Source organism: Pinirhizobacter sp. (assembly GCF_036499745.1).
GTDB lineage: Bacteria > Pseudomonadota > Gammaproteobacteria > Xanthomonadales > Rhodanobacteraceae > Pinirhizobacter.
Genome location: NZ_DASYDG010000017.1, coordinates 53,060 through 70,311, shown reverse-complemented (window position 1 = coordinate 70,311; position 17,252 = coordinate 53,060). Strand labels below are relative to the sequence as shown.

Below are 17,252 nucleotides of genomic sequence, written 5' to 3'. Positions count from 1 at the left end.
TGGCCTGCGGCATAACTTGCAGTTTCCGTGGAAGGCCTGACGGGCTATATTCACGCTGCTGATGAAAACGTTTTCACGGGCCTCACGTTCCCCGACGCAGCGCCCCGAAGAAGGTTCCCCCATGTCGATCCTGAAGTCCTACCCGCTAGTCCTCGCCCTTGCCGCCATGGTGGCGTGTGGGGGCGTCATGGCTGCCCCGGCCCATCATCAATCGAAAGCCCACAAGGCGGATTCGAAGCTCGCGCAGGTAAACAAGGTGCCCGCCAATATCGACGACCTGGAACGCCGCACCTTCGCCTGGTTTTGGGATGCGGCCGATCCGAAAACAGGCCTGATACCCGACCACTTCCCCGGTGAATCCTTTGCCTCCATCGCCTCGGTGGGTTTCGGCCTGACGGCTTATGGCGTGGGGGCCGAGCGGGGGTACATCACACGCGAGCAGGCCGCCGAACGAACCCTCGCCACTTTGAAATTCTTCGATGAGTCCACGCAGGACGACAGCGAGGACGGCGCTACCGGCTTCCACGGCTTTTTCTATCACTTCCTGGACATGAAGACCGGCAAGCGCTTCTCGCGCTGGGTGGAGCTGTCCAGCGTGGACACCACCTTGATGATGGGCGGGGTGTTGTTCGCGCAGTCGTATTACGACCGCGACACGCCACAGGAAACGCAGATCCGCGAACTCGCCGACAAGCTGTACCGCAACGTGGACTGGCCGTGGATGCAGCACCACTACCCGCTGGTAAGCATGGGATGGACACCGGGTGGCAAGTTCATCCAGGCCGACTGGCGCGGTTACAACGAAGGGTCGCTGGTGTACATCCTGGGCCTGGGGTCGCCCAGCCATCCGCTGGACGATGGCGCATGGAATGCCTGGGTCCACACCTACCCGGCCACCTGGGGCGAGTTCTACGGACAGACCTTCCTGAATTTCGCGCCGATGTTCGGCCACCAGTACAGCCAGGTGTGGGTGGACATGCGCGGCATCCGTGACGACTGGAGCCGCGAGAAAAACTTGGATTATTTCGAGAACAGCCGTCGCGCCACGTATTCGCAGCAGGCCTACGCGATCGCCAATCCGGGCCACTACGAAGGCTATGGCAAGAATGTCTGGGGCCTCACCGCCAGCAACGGCCCGGGCGGCATCATCGTGGAAGGCGGCGACAAGCAGCACCGGGAATTTCACGGCTATACCGCGCGTGGCGCGGGCCGCGACTACATTTCCGACGATGGCACCATCGTGCCCACGGCGGCGGGCGGTTCCATCGCCTTCGCTCCGGAGATCGTTATTCCCGCGCTCGAGGAAATGAAGAAACGCTGGGGCAAGTACATCTATACGAAGTACGGGTTCGTCGACGCCTTCAACCCTACCTTCCAGACGCCCACGGAACTGCGCACGGGTAAACTGGTGCCGGGCGTGGGTTGGGTGGATACCGTGCACATCGGCATCGACCAGGGCCCGATCCTGCTGATGATCGAGAACTACCGCAGCAACTTCGTCTGGAATGTGATGAAGAAGAATCCCTACATCCGCAAGGGCCTGGAGCGCGCCGGTTTCACTGGCGGCTGGCTTGACGGCGCGGCCACCGGAACAAAGTGAGGTTCGCGCCCGGCCATCGTGCATGGGTCGTCCTGGCGGCGGTGCTGCTTGCTTCGTGCGCGGATAAACCCGCCGGTGTGGTGGATGTGGATTTCTGGACCATCGGCCGCGAAGGCGAGGCGATGGCGAAGCTCGTTCCCGCTTTTGAGAGGGAACACCCTGGCATTCGCGTGCACGTGCAGCAGATGCCGCTCACTGCCGCCCATCAGAAGCTCTTCACCGCCTTCGCCGGCAACTCCATGCCGGATATCACCCAGCTGGGCAATACCTGGCTGCCGGAAATGCAGGCGCTGAACGCCATCGAGCCGCTCGATGCATACGTAGCCACGTCCAAAGTCGTGGACAAGGCCGACTACTTCCCCAGCATCTGGGCCACCAACACCATCGACGGCAAGCTCTGGGGCGTGCCTTGGTACGTGGATACGCGGTTGTTGTTCTACCGGGTGGATATCCTGAAGGAAGTGGGTTTCGACGGCCCACCGCGCACCTGGGACGAATGGCGCCGCCAGCTGGCCGCCGTGCGTTCGCGTGGCAACGGCAAGGGCTTTGCCGTGTTGCTGCCTACCAACGAATACGAGCCGTTGATGTCACTGGCGCTGCAATCAGATGAGCCCCTGCTGCGCGATGGTGGCCGCTACGGAAATTTCCGTAGCGAGGGATTCAAGCGCGCGCTCACCTTCTACGTCGATACCTTCAAGGCGAAGCAGGCGCCGAACATCACCAATGTCGAGGCGGGCAATCCCTGGACGGAGTTTGGTCGTGGCGTGTACGCGTTTTACCTCTCCGGGCCCTGGAACATCGGCGAGTTCCGCAAGCGCATCGATGCGAAGGACCAGGACGACTGGTCCACCGCCGCGCTGCCCGGCATCAACGGCCCGGGTGCCTCCAACGCCGGCGGCTCGAGCCTGGTGATCTTCCGGAGCTCAAAACACAAGCAGGAAGCCTGGCAGCTGGTGGAATTTCTCTCCAGGCCAGATATCCAGCGGCAGTTCTACGACCTTCTGGGCGACATGCCGCCCCGGCGCTCGTCGTGGGAAGGTGGAACACTCGCCAACGATCCGAAGGCCCGCGCCTTCCGTGACCAGCTCGAGCGTGTGGTGCCGTCACCCGCGGTGCCCGAGTGGGAGCGCATCGCCACCGAGATGCAGCTGGTAGCCGCGCAGGCGGTGGCTGGGCAGATATCCATCGACGATGCCGCCGCCGAGATCGACCGTCGCACCGATCGCATCCTGGAAAAGCGCCGCTGGGTGCTGGACCACGCCAGGGAGCATGCCCCGTGAGTCGCCAAAATGCCGCCTGGTGGTTCCTGGCCCCGGCGCTGATCGTGCTTGGGCTGTTTTTCCTGCTGCCGGTGATAGCCGCGTTACTGCTTAGCCTGACCGACTACGACCTCTACGCCCTGGCGGACCTGCGCAACCTGCGTTTCGTCGCGCTGGCCAATTATTGGGAGCTGCTGCACCGGCCGCTGTTCTGGTCGGCGCTTGGCCACACGTTCTACTTCGTGATCGTGGGTGTGCCGTTGTCGATTGCCACGTCCCTCGGCGCTGCGCTGCTGCTTAATTCGCCGCTGGCGCGGTTCAAGCCATTCTTCCGCACCGCGCTGTTCGCCCCGGTGGTGACCACCGTGGTGGCGGTGGCGGTGATCTGGCGGTACCTGTTCAACACCAAGTACGGCTGGGCCAACTATGGGCTCAGCGGGCTTGGCATCGATCCGGTCGACTGGCTGGGCGATCCGCACTGGGCCATGCCCACCATCATCCTTTTCGCCGTGTGGAAGAATTTCGGCTACAACATGATCATCTTCCTGGCCGGGTTGCAGGCGATCCCGGCTGATCTTTACGAAGCCGCACGCATCGACGGTGCCTCGGCGCCCAGCCAGTTCCGCCACATCACCTTGCCGATGCTGGCGCCGACCCTGCTGATGGTGAGCATCCTTACTGTTTCCGGTTACTTCCAGCTGTTCGCCGAGCCGTACGTGATGACCGAGGGCGGCCCACTGCAGAGCACCACAAGCGTCCTGTACCTGATGTACGAGGAAGGCTTCAAGTGGTGGAACCTGGGTTCCGCCTCGGCCGTGGCCTTCCTGCTGTTTGTGATCATGTTCGTGGTCACCGCCGGCATGCTGCGGTTGTCCCGTCGCAAGGTGGCCTCATGAGCCCGCGCACGGCCAAGGCCCTGGTGAACGGCCTGCTGCTGGGCGGTGCGGTGGTGGCGCTGTTCCCGCTGGTGTGGATGGTGTCGGTGTCGTTCATGCAGGCGGGCGAGGCAAGCTCTCTACCGCCGCCATTGTTGCCGCGCCATTTCACATTCGATAACTACCGGGAATTATTCGTGCACGCGGGCATGGGGCGGTACTTCGCCAACAGCCTGCTGGTGTCCTCGGCGATCACGGTGTTCTCGGTACTGATCAACGTGATGGCAGGCTATGCCTTCGCGAAGCTCCGCTTCACCGGCCGGAAGCGCCTGTTCCAGGCGCTGGTCGGGGGCCTTGTGATTCCCGCGCAGGTGGCGATGTTGCCGCTGTTCCTGCTGCTGAAATACATGGGGCTGATCAACACCTATGGCGCGGTGATCGTGCCGGCATTGGCCACCATCTTCGGCATTTTCCTGGTGCGCCAGTACACCAGCGGCATTCCGGACGATCTGCTCGAGGCCGCGCGCATCGATGGCGCAGGCGAAGCGCGGATTTTCATCCAGATCGTGATGCCGCTGTTGAAACCGATCATGGTGACCCTGGCCATCTTCACCTTCCTGGCCGCCTGGAACGACTTCATGTGGCCACTGATCGCCCTGACCGGCCAGGAGCACTACACCCTGCCCATCGCACTGGCGTCTCTTTCACGTGAACACGTGCAGGATTCGGAGTTGATGATGGCAGGCTCCGTGGTTACCGTAGTACCCGTGCTTGCCCTCTTCCTGGCGTTGCAGCGCTATTACCTGGAAGGCCTCCTGCTGGGCAGCGTCAAGGGATAACGAATGAAGTTTCGCCAAGCGGTGCTGCTCGCGCTTATCGTTGCCGGCAGCGCACAAGCCGCGCCGCAGCGCCTGCTCGATGGCTTCGAAAGCAAGGCCGGTTGGCAGGCACTGCATACCGACGATGTTTCGGCATCGCTGCGTGAAGACCAGGGCGTGGACGGCAAGGGCCTGTGCCTTGATTTCGATTTCCACGGCGTGTCGGGGTCCGCTTCGATCAAGCGCATGCTGCCTATCGACTTCCCGCCGAACTTCGCCCTGTCCGTGCAGGTGCACGGGCAGATGCCCGCCAACACCCTGCAGCTGAAGCTGATCGACGACAGCGGCGACAACGTGTGGTGGTACCAGCGGCAGGATTTCGTCCCCGCCAACGCCTGGGAATACATCCAGGCGCGCCGCCGGCAGGTGGAGTTCGCCTGGGGCCCCACCAAAGACCGCACCTTGCGCCATGCGGCCGCGGTGGAACTGATGGTGTACAACGCGCACGGCGGCCGCGGCAACGTGTGTTTCGACAACCTCACGCTCACGCCGTTGCCGCCGGAGGCCACCACGTTTCCCACGCCGGTGGCCACGGCCAGTTCTTCGCTGTCGGGATTCCCCGCCGGTGCACCGCTGGATAATGCCCTTGGCACATCGTGGCGGAACGATCCGTCACGCGGCAACGATCCGAGCTACACCATCGATCTCAACGTGCCGCGTGATCTCGGCGGTGTCGTGCTGGATTGGGAGCCGGGCCATGCGGCATCGCGCTACAGCGTGGACGTCTCCGACGACGGACGCACCTGGCGCACAAAGCGCACGGTTGTCGACGGAAACGGCGGGCAGGACGCGATCTTCATGCCTGACACCACCGCGCGCTATCTGCGCGTGGCAATCCACGGCGACGGACCAAAGCAGTATGGCCTGGCGCGCCTCACCCTGAAGGACCTTGCCTGGGGCGCCACACCCAATGCGTTCTTCCAGGCACAGGCGAAGGACGTGCGGCGCGGCCTGTACCCGCGGGGTTTCTCCGGTGAGCAGTCCTACTGGACCCTGCTAGGCGTGGACGGCGACAGCACCAGCTCCGCCCTGCTGTCCGAGGATGGCGCAGTGGAGGTCATGCGCGGGGGGTTCTCGATCGAACCGATGCTGTTGACGGGGCAGGGCGCCTTGACGTGGGCCGACGTCTCCACGCGGCAAAGCCTTGCCGATGGCTACTTGCCCATTCCCACGGTGAGTTGGCGCGCCGGTGACCTTTCGCTCGATACGACGGCCTTCGGTGCCAGGGACGATGGCGATTCAGTCACGGCCATCAAGTACACCGTGCACAACAATTCGATGCAGGCGCGCGAGGTCACCCTCGCCTTGCTCGCGCGGCCGTTCCAGGTGAATCCACCCACGCAGTTTCTCAATTCCCCAGGCGGCACCAGCCCGATCCACGACTTCGCCTGGGATGGGCACACGCTTACCGTCAACGGCAATCGCTACCTGCAACCGCTGCAGGATACCGACGCATTCGTGGCCGGAAGCTTTGATGCCGGCAACCTGGCCGAGCGGCTGGCCGCCGGCGAGGAACCGAAGGTCAACGCCCTGCACGATGATTTCGGCTTTGCCCAGGGCGCGTTGCTGTACAAGCTCACGCTTGCACCCGGCGCAAGCCGGGACATTGGCCTGATCGTCGACCCCGCGCACGCGCCTGCTTCCGCCGCTGATGGCTGGCTGGATGAAACCCAGGGCAACGTGGCCGACGAGTGGCGCGAGAAGCTCAACCGTGTATCGATCACGGTGCCGGCGCATGCGCAGGCCGTGGTGGATACCGCGCGAACCGCGCTGGCGCATATCCTGCTGTCACGCGACGGGCCTGCCCTGCAGCCAGGCACGCGTTCGTATGCGCGCACCTGGGTGCGGGACGGCGCGATGATGACCGAGGGCCTGCTGCGCATGGGCCACGAGGACACCGCGCGCGACTTCGTGCAGTGGTATGCGCCGCATCAGTTTTCGAGCGGCAAGGTGCCCTGCTGCGTCGACGCACGCGGCTCGGATCCGGTGCCCGAGAACGACAGCCAGGGCGAGCTGATCTTCAGCATCGCCGAGCTCTATCGCTATACGCGCGACAACGCCATGCTGGCGTCGCTATGGCCGAACATCCAACGCGCGGTGGCCTATATGGATCAGTTGCGCGTCAGCGAAAGTACCGCGGCCAACACCACGCCAGAGCGGCGCGCACTCTACGGATTGATGCCGGCGTCGATCAGCCACGAAGGCTATTCGGCCAAGCCGATGCATTCGTACTGGGACGATTTCTGGGCGATGAAGGGTTACGACGACGCGGTGGACATGGCCCACGTGCTGGGCAAAACGGACGACGAACAGCGCTTTGCCCAGTCACGCGACGCGTTTCGCCACGACCTGCACGCCTCGATCGACCTTGCCGTGAAACAGCATGGCATCGGCTTCATCCCCGGCGCGGCGGAACTGGGCGATTTCGATGCCACGTCCACCACGATCGCCATTTCCCCGGGCGGGGAACAGGCGAGGCTGCCCACGGCGCTGGTGGATGGCACCTTCGAGAAGTATTGGCAGGGTTTCGTGGCGCGCCGTGACGGCAAGACCGCGTGGGACGACTACACGCCTTACGAGTTGCGGAACGTCGCCACCTTCGTGCGCCTGGGGTGGCGCGGCCGCGTGCAGGGTCTGCTTGATTTCTTCTTTACCTCCCGGCGCCCGGCAGCATGGAACCAGTGGGCTGAAGTGGTTGGCCGCGATCCTCGCAAGCCGCGTTTTGTCGGTGACATGCCGCATGCGTGGATTGCTTCGGACTATGTGCGCTCGGTGCTGGACATGTTTGCCTACGAGCGCGAAGCGGACCAGTCGATCGTGCTCGCCGCCGGCATCCCCATGGCCTGGCTCGACGGCGAGGGCATCGGCATCCAGGGCTTGCGTACCACGCGCGGCCAGCTCGGCTACACGCTCCGCCGCGATCGCGACGGCGTGCACCTGCAAGTGGACGAAGGCATCGACCTGCCCCCCGGCGGCCTGGTGTTCCCATGGCCCGGCAAGGACACCCCCGGCGCCACCACCATTGACGGCAAACCCGCCACCTGGAAGAACGGCGAACTCACCATCCACAGCCTGCCCGCCCAGGTCACCGTCGCTGCAACGCCCCGATAAGCGATAAGGGGTCAGAGTCATTTATTTCGGCTACCCATCTACCCTGCGCCATCGGCCGCAAAAATGACTCTGACCCCTTATCGCTTGACCCCTTATCGCTCTCATCGCGGTTAGCTGCGGGCGGCGACTTCGTCGATGTGCAGCAGGAGGTCAGCCGGATCGGCGAATACCCGGTAGGCACCGGCGCGCTCGAGTTCGTTTTCGCCGTAGCCGCCGGATAGCAGGCCGATGCCCAGCGAGCGGGCGCGTTGCGCGGCAAGCATGTCCCAGATGCTGTCGCCCAGCACCACCGCTTCGCGGATATCCATCCCCAGGCGTTCGGCGCAGGTGACGAAGAGATCCGGATCGGGCTTGGCGTGGCGCACCTGGTCGCGCGTCACCACGGGCACTTTCGAAGAATCCACGCCCAAAGCTTCAAGGTTGTGCGCCGCTGTTTCCATTCGGCCGCTGGTGGCGATGCCCCAGGGGATACCGGCATCGGTCAGCCACGCCAGCAGGGCCTTGGCACCCGGTAGTGGCTTGACGCTGCCGGCGGTGGCCAGCCGGCCGTAGGCCGCGGCATGGCCTATGCGCAGGCGCTCGATGCGGTCGTGGGTAATCTCCATGCCCGTTTCGCGCAGCAGGATATGGGTGAACAGGCCGCCGCTCATGCCGATCTTGCGGTGGATGCGCCATACGGAAAGATCGATGCCCTCGGCGTCGAGCGACTCCTTCCAGGCCAGCACGTGCTGGTAGACGCTATCGACAAGCGTGCCGTCGAGATCGAAGAGAAAGGCGGTCTTGCTGCGTGGCATGGGGGAAGTCCAGAGCAGAGGAGCGACCATCCTAGCGCGACGTGGCTTGCCTCGCGCCAACGAGCAGCGACACACGCGGCACTACCGAGCCTGCTATTAGGGGTCAGAGTCATTGGCGCACCATTAGGACGGCGGCGGCCACTATGACTCTGACCCCTTATGGGTTTTAGAACTTGCCGGCGCGGAAGTCGGCGATGGCTTCGTGGATCTGCTGCTGTGTGTTCATCACGAAGGGGCCGTAGCGGGCCACGGGCTCGGACAGTGGCTTGCCGGCCACCAGCAGGACGCGGGTGGCGGCGTCGGTGGCGCCGATCAGCACGCGGTCGCCTTCGGTCAGCACGCCCAGTTCGCTGCGGGCCAGCAGTTGCGAGCCCACTTTGGCTTCCTTGCCGTCGAAGACGTAGGCGAAGGCATGGTGGCCGGTTGGCAAGGGCACGGCCACGTGCGCACCCGGCTCCAGTGCCAGATCCAGGTATACCGGCGCCGTCGCGATGCCCGCGACAGGCCCGGTCACGCCATCGATGCTGCCTGCGATCACCTTGACCGTGACACCGGGCGCCGGTGTTGCGACAGGAATGTCACCCGGCGGGATGTCCTGGTAGCGCGGGTCGGTCATCTTGTCACTGGCAGGCAGGTTCACCCACAGCTGGAAACCCCACATCAGGCCATCTTCCTGCTGCGGCATTTCCGAGTGCAGGATGCCGCGGCCGGCGGTCATCCACTGCACGCTGCCGGCTTCAAGGTCGCCGCGGTTGCCGTGGTTGTCGCCATGCTGCATGCGGCCGGCGAGCATATAGGTGACCGTTTCGAAGCCGCGGTGCGGGTGCTCGGGGAAGCCGGAAATGTAGTCGCCGGGCTGGTCCGAACGGAATTCGTCCAGCAGCAGGAAGGGATCGAGCATGTCCAGCGCGGGCTGGCCGATGACGCGCTTCAACTTCACGCCGGCACCGTCGGCAGTGTCCATGCCGCGGACGCGGCGGGTGATTTCACGATCGGTCATGGCAAGGGCCTGTTGAGGTTCATGCCGGGCAAGATGCCGTTGCCGGCGGCGAGAGGGAAGGCCGCCGGCACGAACGCATTGTTTCCCGGCCAGCGACGCCAGGACGATGTTAGATCAGGTCGCGTAACACCAGGGTTACCTTGCGCCGCTTGCCATCGCGCTCCACGGTCAGCGGCACTTCCGTACCCGGTGCATCGTTGCGCAAGCGCCGCCGCAGGTCGTACAGGTGCATGGACGACGCAGCCTTGCCATCCACGGCCACGATGATGTCGCCTGCGGCAATCCCCGCCTTCGCCGCCGGTGCGCCGTCATTGACGTTGACAACGCCAAATCCCTTGCCGCTCACGTTCAGCCACATGCCGGAACGATCGAAGGTGTCCAGGTCGTCCACTTTTCCGGGGATGGGCTTGAGGTACATCAGCTGGTGGTCGTAATCGAGGGTAACCACGAAGCGCTTGAGCAGGCCGCCTCCGACATTGTTCGGGAAGGCCTCGATGCTGCCGACACCGCCCTTATCCAGGCTGAATTCGGTCAGCGGCGACTTCACCGTGACATCGCCAAGCTTCAGGTCCTTGCCCCGGAACACATAGCCCCGGCTGGCGCCGCCCACGCCCCAGCCGGTGATCGCCTCGGCGCCGTTCTTCTCCAGCTCGCGAATATGGTTGCGTTCGGCAAAGGGCCTGGTGAGCGACAACACGTTGCGCGCGCCGGTATCGATGCCGAACCGGCCGGGAATACCAGCGTAACTACCCAGCACTTCGGGAAACTGGTGGTAGAAGCGGAACGGCACCGGCGTCCCCGCGTCGCTGGGATCAAAGTGTTTCTTGTCGATGAAAGTGAGCTCGTGGCGGGCGTAGTCGAAGCGGGTGATGAAACGGCACAGGAACTCGTAACCGATCATGCCCTCCTCATCGAGGCCTTCGGCGGCGTTGGAGAATTTGAGCACGCTGATAGGCTGATCCTTCAAGGTAGCCTTACCCACGCGGATCGACTCCACGCGCGCCAGCCCGCTCAGGGCCACGCCGCTTCCGGAGCCCGTGGACGGTTGTGCACCTTGCACCTTGATGCCCAGCGCGGCGGCTGAATCAGGCACCAGGATGTCGTGGCCGCCGGTGTCGACGATGACATTCAGCGGCTTGCTGCCGTTGAACGACGCCTTGACGTAAACGTGGTTGTTGGCAAGCAGGAACGGCACGGTGGCTTGCGTGGTGCCGGGATCGAGCTCGAAATCGTGCAGGTCGGTCCTGGGTCGCGCAAAGCGCGCATCGTCGCCACCGGTGGAGAAGGTCGCTGACGACAGCTTCATCGTCTGCCGGTTGGCCTCGCCGCTGCCATCATCGATCACTACCGTGTGTGCCAGTTGCACGCCGTCGGTGGTGATGTAGTCCGTGTAGTAGGTGCTGATGGTGAGCGTGGTGTTTATTTCCACCGTGCGCGAAAGCAGGTGCGTGACCGGATCGAACCAGGCATCGAACGGCTTGCCTTCCCTGGGGACGACCGTTAGCACGTCGTAGTCCTTGCTGCCGTCGCGCTTGCGCCCGGCATCGGTGATCGTGGCGCCGCCCCGGTCGCTGTGCCACCACAGGTTCTGCAGGCGGTAGGCCTCGTTGATGGCGAGCTGGCGAACGTCGCCGCCCTCCTGCGGCGTTGCCGTCCCCGATGGTTCCAGCTCCCACGCCATCTTGCCGTCGAAGCCGTTGGCGGAACGGGTGGGACCGATATCCGAACGATCGACGAAGCGGCCGCGCTTGACGTCCTGTATCGAGGTGACCTGTCCAGTAAGTCCCTGCCCTGCGTAGGCATAACGGAGCTCCAGATCATCCTTTGCCTGCCACTGGTTTCCCGCCGTGGCCGTCTGGTTTGTCTCCAGTACCTGCGACACGTGGTCGGCGGCAAGCACGGAGAACGGAGCCAGGCAGCATGCAATGGCGAGGGTGAGGAAGGTCTTGCGCATGATCGATCCGGGTGGGAGATGTTGGTGCGACAGTAAATGTCCGTCGGCCGCCTCGTCTTGAATCCAGTTGACCTGGTCCGCCAGCCGTTCAGGCCGCGGCAGCCATGCGCCAGGCTTGCGGCATGCTTCCGGTCAGGCCCCTTACGGCGCGGCTCATGTGCGCCTGGTCGGAAAACCCCAGTTCCGTTGCCAGCCTTCCCAGGGCAACGGACGATCCGCGGATGGCCTCCCACGCCGCCCGCGCGCGTACCTGGGCGCGGTAGGCTTTCGGTGAACTGCCGTAAGCCTTGCGGAAGCCGCGGCTGACCGACTCCGCACGTAAACCCATGTCATCGGCCCACCGGGCCAGGCAGATATCCGGTTGCTCGCGAAGCTTCCGCGCCAGCAAGTCCGGCCAGTCGTGGTGACCCGAGGCATCGGCCTGGAACGCTTCGTCGAATGCTGGCCAGGCTTCGGCAGGCGAACGTTCAACCAGGCGCACCAGGGCATCGGCGTCGCGCACGCGGCCGTGGACCGGCAACCGCGTGCCGGCCGGCATGGGGATGATGAGCACGTCCGCACCACGGGTGGAAAAACAGTCCAGATGCGATTCGAACGGGCGGTGCACCAGCGCATCGCCGGCCTGCACGGTATGCCGGCCTTCATCGCCGGCTTCCAGGTAGGAACCGCTCAGAATCACCGTGGCAAAGGCGGTGTCGTGGCAGTGGCGCTCCAGACGATGGCTGGGCGCGTGGTGCTGGCGGCCAGCCGGGGCCTGGGCGTAGGGATGGAAGCAGGTGTGCATCAGGTTAACCGTCCGCCGGTGGCGAAGGGTTCGGGGTTCCATTCATTGGCCGTTGCGCCGATGATCGGAGTGTTCACCTTGGACGTCCATGGGACTACTGGGATAGACGGTCGCGGCGCGCTGTAAAACCGCAGCCGTCGCGGCTAGTGCACCCACTCGCCGCTGCGCTGGCGCGGGGGTGACGGATCGTCATCATCCGGATGGGGCGCGGCGGCCAGTTCTTCGTCGGTGGGCGTTTTCTGGCGCCAGTACTGGTTGACCGCGGCCAACACCATCGGCACCTGCGACAGGCATTCGTCGTACTCGTCGTCGGTGAGTTTCTCGAACTCAGCATCGGCGGTAAGGATGCCCTCGTCCACCGCCAGGGCCATCACCGGGCCGAGCAGTTCCATCAGCTGTGGATCACCGGCCAGACGGGTCTCCCAGAGGCTGGCACGCATATCGATGCCGCGGCTGAAGCCTTCGCACCAGCCTGCGGCGGATAGCACGGGGCCGGCGTCCAGGTCGATCTCGCCCAGGATCGGCTCGTAGGCGTCTACCTCGAGTTCGGCCAGGATCGAATCGTTGAGCTTGGCCAGCAGCGCCAGCACGCGATTGCCTTCGTCTTCGTCGTCGAAGGCATCGTGCAGCACCTCGGGTAGCCACTCGGTGGGAGTGACCGGTACAGGACCGACGGCGATGGCCGACAGCATGCCGTGGAGGCCATCGAGCAGCAGATCGCCGTCGCCGCAGTGGGCGCGCAGGTAGCGATCGAGCTCCTCAAGTTCACCATCGTCCAGCGAGCTGGGCCAGTCGGTTGGGGTATTCATCTAGATGTTCAACTCCAGGACCACCGGGGTGTGGTCGGACGGTCGCTCCCACGTGCGCGGGGTACGTTCGATGGCAGCGGCCGATGCCAGTGATTTGAGAGCATCGCTGATCAAGATCAAGTCTATGCGCAAGCCCATGTTGCGCCGGAATGCCGCCTGGCGGTAGTCCCACCAGCTGAAATGTCCGGCATCTTCTTCGAAAAGCCGGAAACTGTCGGTTAATCCGAGGTCTGTGATGGCCTTCAGTGCCGCACGCTCGGGCGGCGAGGCGAGGATGTCCTCACCCCAGGCGACCGGGTCGTAGAGGTCGCGGGCGTCGGGCGCGATGTTGAAGTCGCCCAGCACCACCAGCTTCGGATGACGCGCCAGTTCGGCGGACAGGAAATCGCACATCCGGGCCAGCCAGTCCAGCTTATAGGTGTATTTCTCGTCGCCGACGGCCTTGCCGTTCACCACATACAGGTTGACCACCCGGATGCCATCGATGGTGCCGGCCAGGATGCGTCGCTGGGGATCGTCGTGGCCGGCCATGTCGGTGACCACGTCGGTGATCTCGCCACGGGCCAGGATCGCCACGCCGTTATAGGTTTTCTGGCCCGAGCACACACTGCGGTAACCCAGGGCGGCGATTTCGTCCACCGGGAACTTGCCGTCTTCGAGCTTGGTTTCCTGCAGCGCGATGATGTCCGGTTGGCTTTCACCCAGCCATTGCTGCAGATGCGGCAGGCGGACCTTGAGCGAGTTGACGTTCCAGGAGGCGATCTTCATGGGCCGCATTGTAGCGGCCGTGCATGGCAACCCGGATGCGTCAGGTGACCCGAATCATCAGCCCCAGTACCAGCAACAGCACCACCATCGAACCCAGCCCCGTGGCGCCGCCCCGGAAGGCGCCGCGCAGCCAGCGTTCACGCGGATTGCCCAGCAGGCCGATGGCCGCCCCCAACGCCGTGGGAGCAAGCAGGATGAAAGCGAGCAGGCCCACGGCAAAGCCGCGGATGATGGAGCCTTGCGTAGGGGTTGCCGCCTGCGCCATGGGCACGACGAGCGCCAGGATGGCCAGCGTGGCCGCGCGTGACAGGTTTCTTGCCATGACACCCCTCCCTTGACCCGTCGCCCTGCGGCGGTGTCGGCGCCAAAACTACGCCGTGCCAGATGAAAGAGCGGTGCAAAATCGGCAGGGAGGCGCCTTCACTGACGAAGGTCACATAAGCGGGGCCGCCGGTTAACGGGCGACCCCTGCATGTCCGCGCCAGAGGCGTATTCAGGCCAGGCCGTAACTGGCCAGCAAGGCGTCAGGTTTGGGCTCACGCCCGCGGAACGCTACGAACGACTCGAGCGCCGGGCGCGACGCACCCACGGCCAGCACCTCGCGCCGGAAGGCATCACCGCTGGCGCGGTCGATCACGCCGGCTTCTTCGAATTTGCTGAACGCGTCGGCCGAGAGCACTTCGGCCCAGAGGTAGCTGTAGTACCCGGCTGCGTAGCCGCCGGCGAAAACATGCGTGAACGCGTGCGGGAATCGCTGCCAGGCCGGCGGATGCAGCACGGCCACCTCGTGGCGCACTTTCTCCAGCACGTTCATCGGCTGCGCGCCGTGGCCCGGGTCGTAGTTGAGGTGCAGCAGGAAATCGAACAGGGCGAACTCCAGCTGGCGCACCAGGAACAGGCCGGCGTGGAAGTGCCGCGCGGCCAGCATGCGTTCGTAGAGTTCATCCGGCAGCGGTTCGTTGGTCTGGTAGTGGCGGGCGAACAGGTTCAGCGCCTCGCGGTTCCAGCCGAAGTTCTCCATGAACTGGCTGGGCAGCTCCACCGCATCCCATTCCACTCCATCGATACCGCCGATCGAGGGAATGTCGATTTCGGTCAGTAGATGGTGCAGGCCGTGGCCGAATTCGTGGAACAGGGTGAGTACGTCGTCGTGGGTGAGCAGCGCCGGCACATCACCGGTGGGCGGCGGAAAATTGCAGGTGAGATAGGCCACCGGCAGATGCAGCTCATCACCGTCCCGGAAGCGTGCGCGGCAGACATCCATCCACGCACCGCCGCGCTTGCCCGAGCGAGCGTAGAGGTCGACATAAACGCCGGCGAACACGGAGCCATCAGCGTCGAGTACGTCGAAGTAGCGTACGTCCTCGTGCCATTTGGGCGCGGCGTCGTTCGGGGCCAGGGCGATGCCGTAGAGCTGGCCGGCCAGGCGGAACAGGCCGTCGATCACCGCGGGCAAGGCGAAGTAGGGTTTCAACTGTTCTTCGTCCAGTGCGTAGCGCTGCTGGCGAAGTTTCTCCGCCGCATAGGCCACGTCCCAGGGTTCCAGGCCATCCAGGCGCAGGCTTTGCGTGGCGAATTCACGCAGCTGCACCAGTTCCTTCTGGGCCACGGGTTTGGCGCGGGCGGCAAGATCGCGCAGGAAATCGAGTACCACGTGCGGTGAGGCGGCCATCTTGGTGGCCAGCGATTCTTCCGCGGCGTTGGCGAAGCCGAGCAACTGCGCCGCTTCGTGGCGCAGTTGCATGATCCGTTCGATGCGCTGCGTGTTGTCGAACTTGCCCGCGTTCGGGCCCTGGTCCGATGCGCGGGTCTGGTAGGCCCAGTACACCTGTTCGCGGAGTTCGCGCTTGTCGGCGTAGGTCATCACCGCCTGCACGCTGGGCTGTTTCAGGGTAACCAGGTAGCCGTCGAGCTTGGCCTCCTGGGCGTACTGGCGAAGCACCGCCACGCCGGAGGGCGGGATGCCGGCGAGGTCACGCTCGTCGTTCACGTGCTTCTGCCATGCCTCGGAAGCATCGAGTACGGCATTGGAGAACTCGGTGGTGATCCTGGACAGTTCCACGCCGATCTCGCGATAACGCGAACGATCAGGTTCTTCCAGGGCCACGCCCGATAGATGGAAGTCGCGCAGCGCATGTTCCACCGCGGCACGCTGCGGGCGCGGCAGGCCGTTGAAATCGTCCCGTGCGGCCACCGCCTGCACCGCGGCGAAAAGCTCGCGATTCTGGCCCAGCTCAATGGCGTGGTCGGTGAGCTTTTCTTCCGCCTGGCCGTGGGCCTCGCGCAGGGCTTCGGTGTCGGCCACGGCATGCAGGTGGCTCACCGGCGACCACGCCCGGCCAAGGCGTTGCTCCAGGCGCTCCTGCGGAAGCATGACGGTCTGGAAGCTGCCGCCACCGGCCAGCACCAGGGCATCGATGGCCTGGCGGTATTCGGCCAGCAGGGTATCGATGGCGGGCTCCACGTGCTCGGGCCGGATGGCCGGGAAGGGCGGCAGTGCCTCATCGCTGAGCAGGGGGTTTTCCGTGGTCATGCCTTGGGTTTCCGGTCCGTGGGGCGCACCGCGCGCCCGGATAGCCAGCGTGGCGACCGCAGGCCGCGAAATCAAGCGCCACGGCGGCGGTAGAATGCCGCGATGAACCATCTCCGCAGCTACCGGGGCATCCGCCCGCGCCTGGGCGAACGCGTGTACGTCGATATCGCCGCTACCGTGATCGGCGACGTCGAACTGGGCGACGACGCTTCGGTCTGGCCCGGCGCCGTGCTCCGCGGCGATGTCCATCACATCCGGGTGGGGGCCCGCAGCAATATCCAGGATGGCGCCATCGTCCATGTCACCCACGACGGTCCCTACACCCCGGGCGGCTTCCCCACCATCATCGGACACGACGTCACCATCGGCCACGCCGCGGTGATCCATGCCTGCACCATCGGCGATTTCGCCCTGGTCGGCATGCACGCCACGGTGCTCGACGGGGCCTCGGTCGGCGACTACGGGTTCCTCGCCGCCGGTGCGGTGCTTTCGCCTGGCAAGTCGGTGGGCAAGGGCGAACTATGGGTGGGCAACCCGGCGCGCTTCGTTCGGCTACTCACCGAGAAGCAGGTGGAGATGCTGGTGTACTCGGCCGCCAACTACGTCAGGCTCAAAGACGACTACCTGGCTGGTTGATGCCCCGTCGGATCAGGGCTGGCGCGGTCGAGGGTTGGCGGGAACCCGGGTTTTGCGTGGCGCCGGCACCCGAGCGGCAGCAGGTGCGGGGCGTTGCGAAGGCGCACCGCGGCTGGCGGCAGCCTTGGCGCTGGCGGGGTCGTAGCTTCCGTAGTCGCGTTTGCTTTTCATCGTGCGGGCCTGGATCTCGGGAGGAATTTTTCGTCGAGGGCGTGACATGTGCCGCGAATACGGCGTGAGGATGTCTTCAC

General features: G+C 64.7%; 15 protein-coding genes. 6 read left to right on the top strand and 9 right to left on the bottom strand.

Annotation, left to right across the window (positions count from 1 at the left end):
• Positions 1-121 precede the first annotated feature (121 nt).
• Genes VGM61_RS06255 through VGM61_RS06235 form a run of 5 tightly spaced genes read left to right on the top strand, consistent with a single transcriptional unit; the run spans position 122 to position 7,723 of the window.
• Entirely contained in the window at positions 122-1,600 is a 1,479-nt protein-coding gene (locus VGM61_RS06255; RefSeq protein ID WP_331521881.1) for a glucoamylase family protein, read from the top strand.
• Positions 1,597-2,880, top strand: a complete 1,284-nt coding sequence (locus tag VGM61_RS06250) for a sugar ABC transporter substrate-binding protein (RefSeq protein ID WP_331521880.1) — start codon at positions 1,597-1,599, stop codon at positions 2,878-2,880. Before VGM61_RS06255 ends, VGM61_RS06250 begins: the two co-directional genes overlap by 4 nt.
• Positions 2,877-3,755, top strand: coding sequence for a sugar ABC transporter permease (locus VGM61_RS06245; RefSeq protein WP_331521879.1), 879 nt, complete (start codon positions 2,877-2,879; stop codon positions 3,753-3,755). The genes VGM61_RS06250 and VGM61_RS06245 overlap by 4 nt, the downstream gene beginning before the upstream one ends.
• Positions 3,752-4,573 (top strand): carbohydrate ABC transporter permease, encoded by an 822-nt coding sequence (locus VGM61_RS06240; protein ID WP_331521878.1) that lies wholly within the window; start codon positions 3,752-3,754, stop codon positions 4,571-4,573. The genes VGM61_RS06245 and VGM61_RS06240 overlap by 4 nt, the downstream gene beginning before the upstream one ends.
• Positions 4,574-4,576: 3 nt before the next feature.
• Positions 4,577-7,723 (top strand): discoidin domain-containing protein, encoded by a 3,147-nt coding sequence (locus VGM61_RS06235; protein WP_331521877.1) that lies wholly within the window; start codon positions 4,577-4,579, stop codon positions 7,721-7,723.
• Between the two features lie 110 nt (positions 7,724-7,833).
• Here the strand turns inward: VGM61_RS06235 and VGM61_RS06230 are convergent, their stop codons facing one another.
• From VGM61_RS06230 to VGM61_RS06195, 8 genes are all read right to left on the bottom strand, one after another.
• The gene (locus tag VGM61_RS06230) at positions 7,834-8,517 is read right to left on the bottom strand and encodes an HAD family hydrolase (protein ID WP_331521876.1); all 684 of its coding nucleotides are present in this window, start codon (positions 8,515-8,517) and stop codon (positions 7,834-7,836) included.
• Between the two features lie 166 nt (positions 8,518-8,683).
• Positions 8,684-9,517 carry a pirin family protein gene (locus VGM61_RS06225; RefSeq protein ID WP_331521875.1) on the bottom strand — a complete coding sequence of 278 codons (834 nt, stop codon included), beginning with the start codon at positions 9,515-9,517 and terminating at the stop codon, positions 8,684-8,686.
• Between the two features lie 109 nt (positions 9,518-9,626).
• Positions 9,627-11,471 (bottom strand): aspartyl protease family protein, encoded by a 1,845-nt coding sequence (locus VGM61_RS06220; protein WP_331521874.1) that lies wholly within the window; start codon positions 11,469-11,471, stop codon positions 9,627-9,629.
• A gap of 88 nt (positions 11,472-11,559) precedes the next feature.
• Complete coding sequence (locus tag VGM61_RS06215; RefSeq protein WP_331521873.1) at positions 11,560-12,255, bottom strand: AraC family transcriptional regulator; 696 nt, start codon at positions 12,253-12,255, stop codon at positions 11,560-11,562.
• A gap of 143 nt (positions 12,256-12,398) precedes the next feature.
• Positions 12,399-13,064 (bottom strand): YecA family protein, encoded by a 666-nt coding sequence (locus VGM61_RS06210; protein WP_331521872.1) that lies wholly within the window; start codon positions 13,062-13,064, stop codon positions 12,399-12,401.
• Positions 13,065-13,832 (bottom strand): exodeoxyribonuclease III, encoded by a 768-nt coding sequence (gene xth / locus VGM61_RS06205; RefSeq protein ID WP_331521871.1) that lies wholly within the window; start codon positions 13,830-13,832, stop codon positions 13,065-13,067. It abuts the gene before it with no gap.
• Positions 13,833-13,872: 40 nt separating this feature from the next.
• Positions 13,873-14,154, bottom strand: a complete 282-nt coding sequence (locus VGM61_RS06200) for a hypothetical protein (protein WP_331521870.1) — start codon at positions 14,152-14,154, stop codon at positions 13,873-13,875.
• 171 nt (positions 14,155-14,325) lie between these two features.
• Entirely contained in the window at positions 14,326-16,365 is a 2,040-nt protein-coding gene (locus VGM61_RS06195; RefSeq protein ID WP_331521869.1) for a M3 family metallopeptidase, read from the bottom strand.
• 102 nt (positions 16,366-16,467) lie between these two features.
• Between VGM61_RS06195 and VGM61_RS06190 the strand changes: the two genes are divergently transcribed.
• A complete protein-coding gene (locus tag VGM61_RS06190) occupies positions 16,468-17,001 on the top strand; it encodes a gamma carbonic anhydrase family protein (protein WP_331521868.1) in 534 nt (177 codons plus the stop codon).
• Between the two features lie 12 nt (positions 17,002-17,013).
• Here the strand turns inward: VGM61_RS06190 and VGM61_RS06185 are convergent, their stop codons facing one another.
• Positions 17,014-17,172, bottom strand: a complete 159-nt coding sequence (locus tag VGM61_RS06185; protein ID WP_331521867.1) for a hypothetical protein — start codon at positions 17,170-17,172, stop codon at positions 17,014-17,016.
• Positions 17,173-17,252 lie beyond the last annotated feature (80 nt).